A 12,644-nucleotide genomic window follows, 5' to 3' on the forward strand; every position below is an offset into this window, starting at 1 on the left:
ATCGTACATTTTTTATTTCTTAATCTGCTTTTTAACTTCTTTCGCTTCTGCAACGATTTCCGGGAAATCTTTGTAATTGGCAATAATCTGATCGCAGGTATAACTTGCCTGGTAATTATCTTTCAGACCGATGTAGTTCTTAGCCATCAGTACCAAAGCTTTGGCACCCCAGAATTCTTCCGATGCGTAGTTGTTAGCCAGCTTAAAAATCGTTTCATTGGAAGATTTGAATGCCTTCCCTTTATTTTGATAATAAGCCTTCGCATACAGCGCTTCTGCCGCTACAGAGGTATTCGATGATTTTTCAAGAGAAGTGTAAGCAGTCTGTGATTCTTTATCTTTTCCAGCATTCATCAGACTTCTTGCTTTGATCACTTTCGCAGTTTCAATAACGGCTGCCGAGTTTTTGGTATTAGCAATCACTGCATCCGCTAATTTTTCAGCCTGAGAGAAGTTCTTTTCTTCAGCATACATCTTCATCAGTTCTACATTAGCGTAGTTCTTAATGCTGATATCAGAAGAGTTTTTGATGCTCTCCAAATATTTTTTAGCTTCGGCGTTATTTCCCTGAGCAATAAAGATCTGTGCTAAACGGGTCTGCGCATCATCCTGATAATCGTTCTGAACATTGGCGACTTCCTGTAAAACCAACAGGGCTTTCGTTGCATTATTGGTTTGATAATAACTTTCTCCCAATTCGTATTTAGCCTGATAAAGGCCTTCTCCGGTTGGGTTCTGCGTTAAATATTTTTCGTAATAAGAAATTGCATTTTTGTAATCTTTCTTCGTAAAATACTGTTTTCCTGTAGAAAGATTGATTTCGTCGATTTCTGAAGAAGCAACGTTTACTCCTATATTTTTTGCGAAATTTTCATACCCTGAAACATCACCGTTTTTAGTGAAAATAGGTTTTGCAGCCTGAACAATTTTCTGAGCATATGCGGTATTTTTATACTGCTCACCAAGAGATTTCAGTTCAGAAAGCGCTTTGTCACTCTGGTTCTGGTCAATATAATTCTGTGCTCTGTAAATCGAAGCATTGGCAATAAGATCTTTATCCGAAGATGTTTTGATCACTTTTGCAAAAGCATCGTTTGAATTCGTAAAATCATCCTGAGCGGCATACGCTGTTCCGATCTCATATTGTGAATCATCATAATATTCAGAATCCGGATACTTGGAAAGAAGCGTTTTTAAATTGTTGATCTTCGCTTGGGTATCTCCTTTAAATCCTAAAGCCATTGCTTTCTGATACAAGGTATAGTCGGTAGCATCTTCATTTTTATCGTAAATGGCAATGGCTTCATTCAGATCATTATTCGCATAATGGATATCTGCCAAACGAAGCTCTGCATCATTTTTAAACTCAGGCTTCGGATCCTTCAGATACTGCTGGAAATAAGTCTGTGCCTGATCGAATTTTCTAGATTTGAAATAAGCGTATCCCAGGTCATACGGCAACTGCTGCTTTTCAGGGAAGGTTTCGTTAAGAAGCTTTTCATAACGTACAATCGCTGAAGGATAGTTTCCTTTCTGATAGTAGGTTTGTCCCAGCCAGTACAGTGCCCTGCTGTTGAATTCTTTATTGATATTAAATCCTAAACTTCTCAGGAAATATCTTTCTGCCTCATCATAATTTCCTTTGTTGAATTCTTCTGTCCCCAATAAATAAGAAACTTCCTGATCTACTTTATTGATATCAGGAGTAGAATTCTGCAATCTGTCGATGGCATTTAATGTCTCTTTATAGTTCCCGGAATACAAGTATGATTTCACTAAAAGCGATCTCATCTCCGATGCATTCGCGGCATTCTGATTTTCATTGATATAATTTTGAATGACCGTAGAGGCACTTTCAAAAGGGTTTCCGATATCGTAACTCAGTTTTGCATATTGTTCATGAGCCAGCTTTTTCACTTTAGGATCATAATCCATCTGGTAAGAAGAACGGAATGCTGAAAGTGCTTCCTGCTTTTTATCTACTGCCAAATAAGCATTTCCTAATTGATAGTAGGCATTTTGAGCTAAAGCAGAATTACTGTTCAGAAGCTGGTTATAGTATGAAACGGCTTCGTCGTATTTTTTCAGCTGTGCTGCAACAAATCCTATTTCATACAGGTCATTTTCAGATGGATTTTGCTGCACGCTTAGATAATCCTTCAAATGTGGATAAGCGGAAGCGTAATCATTTTTCATGAAGTAACTTTCTCCAATGATTTTATGAACTTCTGCCTTGTAAGAATCGGAAAGATTTTCGTTGAGTAATGCATTCCCTTCCGAAATCGCTTTATCGTAATCCTTATCGTTATAATACATCTGTACATAATAAGGACGCACAAGTTTCGAGAACTTCGGCTGCTCTTTTATAGAATCAAAATACTGGAAGGCTTTATCATTCTGTCTGTTGGAATAATATAAATGACCAAGCATATAGGCGATGTCTCCTTTTTGGGATTCATCAGCTGTTTTATACGCTTCCTCCAGAGCATCTACTGCTCCTTTGGTGTCACCGGTCATAAACTTAGCATAGCCCAACTTCAGGATATACTGTGTATTTTCCTCTTTTGAAAGCTGATACTGGTTGACTTTTTTCAATGTTTCCAACGCTTTGTCAAAATCTTTCTTAGCAAGATAATAATCTGCCAAAGGTAAGTTAGCCTGAGCAAAATATGCGGAATTCGGATATTCTTTCATAAAAGCAGTTAATCCTTCTTCAGCATGATTCTTCTGAAGGATAACCCCGATTACATTATCAAAAAACTGTGCACCTTCTTTCTTCGACCTCGACAAATTCTGATTGTAAAAATATTGTCTTGCATATTCATATTGAGAAGCACTGTATATTTTGGTCTGATAAAGATTTTCAGCTAGGTTGAATCTATAATTTTCTTTCTGGGTAAAGTATTGGGACTGTTGAGCTTCGGAAACTCCGAAATAAAACACAGCAGCCGCTAAAAGTATTTTTCTTGATTTCATTCTTTTTGAATAAAAAAATTAGTCTGTATATATCAACGAAAGTATTGAAAACTTATTGCTTAAACAAGTCTATAACGGGAGTTTAAGAAAAATATAGAAAATTTAGCCATTTTTTAACATACTTTTATAATTATCATTACATTTGTTTTTTTTCAAATCAAATATAGACATTGAATGAATCAGCTTTTTAGAAGAAAAATCTATTCAGAGACGGACACATCTACCAGCCTTTTAAGAGTTTTAGGCGTTTGGGACATCGTTTTTTTTGGCATTGCGGCCATTATTGGAGCAGGAAGTTTTAGCAGTTTAGGAGAAGCCGTTTTCAGAGGCGGTCCCGGTGTTATCCTGCTATATTTGATCTGTGGTTTCGCCTGTGGTTTTACGGCATTATGCTACGCTGAATTTGCCAGCAGAATTCCTACAGCAGGCTCCGCCTATACTTATGCTTACGCAAGTTTCGGGGAATTGATCGCCTGGATCATTGGCTGGGCTCTGATCATGGAATATTCATTCGGAAATATATATGTAGCCTTTTCATGGTCGGATTATTTCACCAGTTTTCTGCATCGTTTAGGCATGCATATTCCCGATTACCTTACCTGCAGTTACACGGAGGCTAAAAAAGCATTCATGAACGGTTCTACCAATACAGAATTGATTAATGCCTGGAAATCCGCACCTTTGATCGGAAGCTTAAAATTCATTGTTGATGTTCCTGCCTTGGTTATCAACGGATTGATCACATGGCTTTGTTATGTGGGGGTTAAGGAAAGTAAAAATTTCAACAACTCATTGGTAATCTTAAAATTAGCCGTAATTGTTTTGGTTATTCTTGTAGGTTTCTCTTATATCAATACAGAAAACTGGACACCTATCAATCCAGAAACGAAGGTTGCTTCTTTCATGCCTAATGGTTTCGCTGGGGTAATGAGCGCTGTTTCCGGGGTTTTCTTTGCTTATATCGGTTTTGATGCATTAAGTGTACTTTCTGAAGAAACAAAAGATCCTCAAAAGACATTACCAAAAGGGATGATCATTTCACTTGTATTGTGTACTGTTATTTATATTGCGTTAACATTGGTACTTACAGGAATGGTTGATTACCGAAAATTTGACGGTATCGGAGATCCGCTTTCCTTCATCTTTGAAAAAACGAATGCTAATGTCGCATGGATGGAACTTGTGGTTTCATTTGTAGCTATTGTGGCTATTACTACCGTATTATTAGTATTCCAGATGGGACAGCCCAGAATTTGGTATGCCATGAGCCGTGACGGGCTGATGCCTGAAAAATTCAAAACTGTGCATCCAAAATATAAAACACCTTCATTTGCAACGATCGTAACCGGTATTGCCGTAGGAGTTCCTATCTTATTTACAGATAAAACATTTATCCTTGATTTTACAAGTATCGGGACTATTTTCGCTTTTGTTTTGGTATGTGCCGGCGTTTTAATGCTTCCTGCCAAAGAAAAAATCAAAGGCAGATTCCATCTTCCTTATATTAACGGTAAAATCATTTTTCCGATTATATTTATCGGCGCATTAATTGGTTTCTACTTTTGGCAGCCTGGATTTTTCGCCACGTTAATGGACTGGAAAGATCCCAAAGAAGGGGAATTCAGAGCATCGATCTTTGTTTTCATTATCATTAATCTGGTGCTTTGTATCGTTACTTTTCTTAAAAACTTCTCTTTAATTCCTTTAATCGGTTTAAGCTCTTGTTTATACCTGCTTACCGGAATGAGCCACGAAAACTGGTTCTGGTTCGGAATGTGGTTTGCGGTAGGTCTGGTGATCTATTTCTGCTACGGTTATAGAAACAGTAAGCTTAGAAAGCAGTCTGTTTAAAGAAGATTATTAAGCATAAAATATAAAGGCGGGTTTGCAGAGCAGCAAATTCGCCTTTTTTCTTTTCAGATTGGCGGAATTATTGCTTTAACCTCAACAACCCTAAACTAATACTCCCATGTCTGAAAGAATAAAAACATACCGCGAATTTTATCAGTTCTATCTTACCGAACACAGTAAAACAGGAACCAGAATTTTTCATTTTATCGGAACCCTTCTTGTATTTGGGGTAATCTGGTATGTGATCAGTTCAGGAAAAGAAAGATTTTTATGGTACGTCCCGATCTTTGGATACGGATTCGCCTGGTTCAGTCACGCTGTCATTGAAAAAAACAGGCCAGCTACTTTTAAATATCCGATCTGGTCCTTAATCTCTGATTTCAGATTGTTTTTTGAGCTGTTGATTGGTAAGCAGAAATTCAGAGGAATCACATCAAAACCCAAGGAAACTGAAAGTTCAGAGGTTGAAGTTAAATGATTCACTTTTAAATTAAAAAAATTAGATAATTCTATCCTGGATTAAAATTGATTTCAACCGTCTGCAGCATGATAACCTCATATTTTGGCTCACACAATGAGTATTCCAATATAAAGCCGCCTCAAATTAAGTTTTGAGACGGCTTTATATTGGAATTATATATGATTTACTGTCACGAAGTTTATAGTACGATCTCGAATGACATTACTGAACAATCGCAGCACAGAATACAGGGGAAACAATATGATTGATCATTAGCTTTTAGCCTCCTGGATTTACAACATGCACAATGTCATCGGATTGTATACAATTCACCATTCCAATAACAGCACCGAAGTAAGCAATTCCTGCTCCTATTACACCGACCACCGGTCCTGCCTCTGTTTCTTTTAAAGCCATTCCACCAGCTGCAGCAGATCCTCCCGCATTAGACAGGATATCCTGTGAATAAGACCATCCATTTTCGCTGTTAAGAATGTTTGCCGGAAGTGATAAGCATAAAATAACAATATCTACAATAGACTCTGAACCTGCCGCTATCTTTTTAACAGGGATGAATTTGAATCCGATATCCTTGATTACTGACAGAACCCAGGAAGTCGTTCTTAAAATATAAGAATCCTCATTCTGTCCTTCTTTCTTGATTGGGAAAGTGAGTGCAGCCGTAACTACCGAGAACCCCAGTGACACTTTATCCATTGTACTTAACCCTGGCTCTTCGCTATCATCTAAAAAGGAAATCATATTGAGAATACCTGCAGGGATGGAAGATAAGGATGCAATAGATCCCCCAATTCTAGAATAGTTTATTGCAGCAGATGAGGCCCCGCTGGTTTCTTTAGTTGCTGTAACTGCAGACCTGGTAAGTCCCGCACTGGCTTCCAGTGCTGCTACGTTACCAGATAGCTTGAATGGTGAGGGCTGGCTGGCAAACAGATCATTGAAATACCCGCTGCTCTTCATCCCATAATCGCTATCTGCAAAAGGAGCTGCACCAATAAATATTTTACTGATATAAGTATAAGGAATAGCAATAATAAATGAAATAGCATTAACTATCGTCAGGTCTTCTTTCTCACCTAAAAGCGCCGTAAAGTACTTATACATGGTACTTAGAAATGGAATATCCAGACTTCCCGTCAACGCTGCCTGCAAGTCGCCAGTCAGCTCTTTTAAAAACTTGATCATACCTAAAATAATTGTCTTAATAGGATCAATTATCATCTTGATGAGATCTCTGATCATTTTAAAGGCATCATCTACATTGCCTGCGAGCAAGCCTGTAAAATCCTTGAAAGTATTTTCCAGGTCGGTAATCAATGCAGATACAGTAGGTGTGATCACATCATTGGCAAACTGCTCAAAAGGGTTATGACTGACAGAACCTGCTGAACCCCCATTGAACAAACCATTATTAGCAATTTGCGAGAAAATCCAGTTTCCTGCCGATGAATTCAAAGGATTGTCCAGAGAGTTGGATTGACTGAGACTCTGGGTGGAAATCCCGGCAGGCAATACTTGGTTTAGTACTAAGTTTTCTGCATCATTCAATGTCTTGCTCAAAAAAGCTTCCAGTTGGTCTAGCCCGTTCTCCACAAGTACAGCTCCATAACTGACGGCATTCGTCATCAGTGCTGCAATTACTTTATGGGTTTCCCAGATATCGTCAAGGCCAAGAAGATGGCCCAGCCAGCGAAGAATAGCCTGTAAGTCTATGCCTATCAGCTGTAACACCCAATTAATAGCTTTAAAAACCGTCACCATAGTATCGAGTACAATGGTAAGTACTTTATCTGCTATTGTAAGTACGAAGTGCAGGGCATCTCCCACTTTACTTATGACAAAGTTCACCCCATCTTTGAGGTATGTAACTCCTTTTTCTATCAGTTTAATACCGTCCACAAAAGCATTCTCCAACCACTGGAATGCATCTCCTGCAAAGGTCAGAATATCATCAAACACACTATTTTTCATAAGCCCAATGCTTTCTGTATGCGGCTGCCATATACCATCACTCAGCTTCATACCGATCATAAAATTATCCGGAAGATGGCTTAGATTAAGTTTTCCTGATTCTTTGACTCCTTTGTCTGTAACAGATACAAACAGATCACCATCCTTTACCTGGCCTGTTTTATGAGCGGCGGCGGCAGTAGTCATCTGGCTGAGATTGGCCGCTACCCCATCCAATGTATCTCCGGATGGTACCGTGGTGAGTACAGGATTCCCATTCGGATCTTTTGCATTTTTCAGATCATCACCGGAAGTGATCACTGAAAGACTTTTTTCTATTTTTCCGTTTGGATAAATATTAACCACTTTATTTAAAAAAGGAGCTTCAAAATGGAATATGGGAGCAGCAATATGATCTGTCATCTGGATAATATTAATCATTCCTCTGCTGTCTGTAGGTACAATGGCCGGAGTGTCAATATCCAGGCTGTACACTTTACCGTTGATGGTTACAAACAGCCATTCAGAAGAGGTTATTGCCAGCTGCTGTCCCGCAAGTATTTTACCATTTTGATCCGCCAGTGTCACCTGAGTGGTAAAGGAATTAAAGTCAAGCAGGAAAGCTTCTTTTTTTGTATTAAGCGTACGTTGGTTCCATATTGTGGAAGCGGGGTCTTGCCAGCAATGGATCAGATTTTCGTTTTGGTCCACCAGATAAAGTTCATTAGTCAGCGTGGTCTTATTACGAATGGGTGCGATATGGGTAATGCCGGAGTTAAAAAGAATAGCATCATTCCAGGTATATCCGTTGGCATCTTTCTTACCATAGATGTAATATAAACGACTGGGACTGGCCATCGCCCACAGTGATATACTATTAGCATCTTCCGTGATGTACAATTGGTGTACATCCTTTATCTGATCCGTAACCAGCTGAAATCCTACGTTATTAATCCGGCATCCATTGAATAGGATAATACCTTGGTTGGTTCCTACGTACAGGTCAGAAGAGATCAGCATCGGATTGGTTTCCCTGCCGGTTGCCGTAGCCATGCAGTTGTAAATCAGGTTGCGGTATGCCGCGGGTATTGATGCATTCCCCGGACTGAAGTCATATACAATACTGCCTTCAAACTTATCAGCCAGCGTAGTACATTCCAGGGTTTGGCTGCCCCCGATATTATATAGGAAGAACTTTCCCTTCTGCCCGAATGCGAAGCCAGTCTCGATCTCAGTTGGCTGGTGCACATTCTCGGGAAGTTCCATCTTCACAGCTCCCAGATCGCTTCCGCTGACCTGATAGTAATATTCATTGCTGTTAATATTGCCAGATATCAGGATCAGTGCAGAATTGTTGATATCTGTAGCACCAAGCCGGATATGATCTGCGGTAAAGGAAGAATCAATACCCTGAATCTTTTTACATGAAGCCGCAAATGCTGACCAATCAGAATCTCCGGGAATATTTTCGGCAATGAACAGATCGGTAAAATTGCTATTCTGACGCTTCAGTGCAAATGCAATGGAAATTCTGCCTGTCAGATCTTCCGAAAGATCAAACGTAATCGCTTTATCATAACCCGTAAGACCGCTTAAAAGGTCAAGCGACGTATATCCTTCCGAAGAACCATTGGCAAAACGCAGCAGCCGAAATACGCCATCAGTTCCTATGGTAAAAATCAATGGCTGCCCATTACTATCCTGGGCTACCTGTATATTATCATTAGGCTCTATTGGCGATGCAGGAAGCTGGTTCTTCATTAATTCGCACGATACAAGCATCTGAACCGATGTTATGTCTTGTAATCCACTTGCCGGTAAGGTGAGCAAATCACTTAAATGTTTTTCCATAATATTTTATTTGAATGGTTTAAAAAAATGAGATCTTATGCGAACCGGTTAATTTTCAGATTTATAAGTAAGCTGCAGGTAGAAATTACCTTCTGTATCAATAGAAGGTGTTTTAAAAAAGAACACCTGGCCTCCTGGTAACAGAATAGTGGTACGGGCAGAATTCGATATATTCACAAAGGCATTTCCAATATTTCCAATTTTCGGAATCTTGAGATCCATAAGATCATCAAACAGCTTGCTAAAGAAATTCTGATCCAACCCAAGAGTCAGTACATCAAGAATGGTTCCCAGGATTTTCCCGATCCATTCGAAGGCAGTTGCACATGTATTTTTATCCGAACTCTGAGTGACATTATCGATTGTCGTGCTTTGTGTAAGCTTTAAGGTAGGATTACCCATTTCATCTTTTGTACACTCGATCGTAAAGGTACCCGTCCAGTCTACGGTACCACCTGCGTGGGCCTTAGCAGTACAAACACCCATATTTTTATCAACCTCTTTATACAGTTGTATATGACCTTTAACAGTAATATCCACACTGGTCTCCTTATTGTTAAGAGTAACATTCATCTTATTTACATATTGATCATCACCAGTACTGATATCGGAAATTACATAAGATATACCTGTGGCGTCTACTTTCTTCCCCGCGTCATACGTGTTCCCTGACGATACACTAATATTATCTTTAATCTGCGAGTATACACTATCTTGCAGGCTTTGATAAAGCGGCTTGAGAATCAGTGCTTCTACAAGATCATTATGCGAAATAATCATTTTAGCATTAATATCCTCATTATCCCCAATCCAGTTGGTATCAAAGGTACCCGGTGAACCAGAAATATGACCAAATCCGCCCTTAGTAGCCAGTACAAAATTTAGATTGCTTTTTTCCGGTTTTTCAGCATCACAGTACATAGAATAAGTAGTACCGACTGGCTTTAATGAATCCGGTACTTCTTCATTTTGAGGCACCTGCGTTTGATCATTCTGATTAATCGCATACCCCAGCACATAAGGGTTGCCAGATGCGATTAACCACTTCAGGTAAAACTGCATAAAAAGTACCATCTGCTCTATGCCTATATCACCAGCTTTTCCAGCGCTGGTATGTGTTGGGTTAAACTGGATAAGATCAACAGACTCAAAATCCATGAGCAGGGAGTTTACAGAAAACATTTTGTCTGTAAAATTCTTCAATTGATTTTCAACCAGTGGCGGTACCACTATTTTTTTGCCGATATCATCCTGTTCCAGCTTATAAATATCCATATTTACGTCTATCCCATAGCTCCAGTTATCGATGGTAAATTCGGTCAACCTAGCCATTGGGCCGTTTCCAAACCAGAATGCTGCAGTACCTGACAGCATATTGATGATGAAAGTGATGTCAAGGCCACTATTGGAGATATTAACCTGAGGCAGAATATTGGCATTAATGTAGGCACTGTTCGGCGGGATCTGGCTGGCATCATCAAGTATTTTATATACATAATTATTGCCTTCTATTACCTGGGCGAGGATAAAGGTAGGTTTAATGGTTCCGGTTCTCAGTAGATGGGTCAACTGGTCATTAATGGTTTGCTGAGTCATGGATACGACCATGTCAAACTGATTGAAAATAAATGTATTTTTCATGAAATTATTGGTTAAAAGTTTTTTTATTAATTCAGAGAAAGGTCAATATAGATATTACCAAGAGCATCCATTGCCGGGGAGTCTCCAGATGGAGCCAGATTATAATTGGAACCGGTAGGTGTTAATACCATACTGCTGGCAGTATTTGAAAAATTCCCCAATCCAACGGATAGGTTGCCAATACCGGGCAGACTGATACTGAAGGCATCAGAAAGCAGATTTGAGAACATCCCATTATCCGTCCAGCCTGTGAATACATCGAGGATACCCCCGATAATCTTCCCCATCCAGCTGAATGCATCCGCACACGTATTGGTATCATGATCCGAATGCTGGCTAACGATACCAAATGATTTGTCAATGGCAAGTTCACCATTGGCTATAAATATTTTTACTGTACCATTCCAGCCGATATCCGCGCTGGCATATGCCCTGGCTGTACAGAAAAAGCAATCTTTAGATACTTCTTTATATATGTGAAGATTTCCCGTAAAATTCAAAATGACCGCTCCATCAACATTATCAAGACTAACATTAAACTGATTGATATATTGGTCATCTCCACCATTTACATTAGAAATATTGAATGACCAGGTATTGTTATGTATGGACTTTGCCGCCTCATAAGAATTGCCCGCACCCACATTTATGTGTTGGGATACCTGTGCAATAGTCTGTTGCTGCAGGTTATTATAAAAAGGCCGTAGAATAAGCGCTTCTAAAAAACAGTTGGCAGAAATCATCATTTTCCCTGCCGCTTTATCATTGGGTGTAAACCAATTTGTATCAAGTGTATTTGGTGTTCCTGAAGCCGATCCGTGTCCTCCTTCTGTTACCAACGTATAATTCAGATTGCTTAATCCAGAATAGACAGGATCAGAAAACATAGTATAATTTGTACCCACTGGTTTAAGGGTCGGTGGGATATTCTGTGAAAATGAACTCCCGTTATTTGCACTTGCACTATAACCCAGAATGTAAGGATTTCCCGTTGCATCCAAATGCTTAAAGTAGTAGCTCATAAATTCAGTCATCTCTGCAGGGCAGGAGGTTTCCGCAGGCACCGTACTCTTTAAATCTGTAGACATAAAATCAAGAAACAAGCAGCCAATCGATAAATTAGCTGCACTGAACCCATTAAGCTCTGCCTGTACTTCCGGTGAGGGAATACGTTTATCATCATGATTATAAGCTGAAAGATCAAGATTAACAGTAAAGCCGTATTTCCAGCCTGCCATATCATATTGCTTTAGCTTAGCCAGAGGCCCAAAGCCATTCTTATCGATAAATGATGCATTGCCGGAAACAAAGTTAAGAGTCAATACTATATCACTTCCTGACTTGTTGATATCAATGCCAGGAACAACCACCCCATCGATAAATTCTGCTCCCTGTGGTATATCAACGGCTGTATTGACAACAGTGTATTCATAGATATTTGCACTATTCAGGATACGATAAAGAACGATTTCTTTTTTTATTGTACCACCACTTGCAAGTTTTACCAGTTCTGCATTAATTGTTGCTTGTGTAAATGAAACAACTATATCATATGCGTTGAAAATTAAAGTATTTACCATTTCTATTAATTATATTGATGATTATTTTATGTGTTATATATTGAATATCTAACAGTATGAATTCAATCGTTATCGTTTTTTAAAATATATTTTTAAAAAAATTAGGTTTCTAACATTCATAACCGATTGAAAAATATTATAAAAAATCAAAAAAATTTTATGTAATTTTTTTTTTAAATGGTAATGGTTATTAGTTAATTAATGATCAAATATAAGAATGGTAATTTGATATAGATTCAGTACAAATACTGAATTAAGTATATGTATTTTAATGAATTATAAGAATGAACTTATCTTCGGGAAATAAGTTATAT

Annotated in this window: 6 protein-coding genes; 2 read left to right on the forward strand and 4 right to left on the reverse strand. The window is 38.7% G+C overall.

Translation table 11 applies throughout. The annotated features are described in order from the left end of the window. Positions 1-12 precede the first annotated feature (12 nt). Positions 13-2,976: a tetratricopeptide repeat protein gene (locus IW15_RS12580; RefSeq protein WP_034711669.1), complete on the reverse strand. Its 2,964-nt coding sequence runs from the start codon at positions 2,974-2,976 to the stop codon at positions 13-15. Between the two features lie 174 nt (positions 2,977-3,150). Here IW15_RS12580 and IW15_RS12585 point away from each other — a divergent pair, with 174 nt between their 5' ends. Beyond that, positions 3,151-4,827, forward strand: a complete 1,677-nt coding sequence (locus tag IW15_RS12585) for an APC family permease (RefSeq protein WP_034711670.1) — start codon at positions 3,151-3,153, stop codon at positions 4,825-4,827. A 118-nt stretch (positions 4,828-4,945) separates the two neighbouring features. Next, positions 4,946-5,305 carry a DUF962 domain-containing protein gene (locus IW15_RS12590; RefSeq protein WP_034711671.1) on the forward strand — a complete coding sequence of 120 codons (360 nt, stop codon included), beginning with the start codon at positions 4,946-4,948 and terminating at the stop codon, positions 5,303-5,305. A gap of 261 nt (positions 5,306-5,566) precedes the next feature. Here IW15_RS12590 and IW15_RS12595 read toward each other — a convergent pair whose 3' ends face one another. From IW15_RS12595 to IW15_RS12605, 3 genes are read right to left on the reverse strand one after another with little or no spacing between them, the layout of a single operon-like run. Continuing rightward, positions 5,567-9,109, reverse strand: a complete 3,543-nt coding sequence (locus IW15_RS12595) for a hypothetical protein (RefSeq protein WP_034711672.1) — start codon at positions 9,107-9,109, stop codon at positions 5,567-5,569. A 48-nt stretch (positions 9,110-9,157) separates the two neighbouring features. Continuing rightward, complete coding sequence (locus IW15_RS12600) at positions 9,158-10,750, reverse strand: hypothetical protein (protein ID WP_034711674.1); 1,593 nt, start codon at positions 10,748-10,750, stop codon at positions 9,158-9,160. 26 nt (positions 10,751-10,776) lie between these two features. Further along, complete coding sequence (locus IW15_RS12605; RefSeq protein WP_034711675.1) at positions 10,777-12,330, reverse strand: hypothetical protein; 1,554 nt, start codon at positions 12,328-12,330, stop codon at positions 10,777-10,779. Between the last annotated feature and the right edge of the window lie 314 nt (positions 12,331-12,644).

It is taken from the genome of Chryseobacterium soli, assembly GCF_000737705.1.
GTDB classification, from domain to species: Bacteria; Bacteroidota; Bacteroidia; order Flavobacteriales; family Weeksellaceae; genus Chryseobacterium; species Chryseobacterium soli.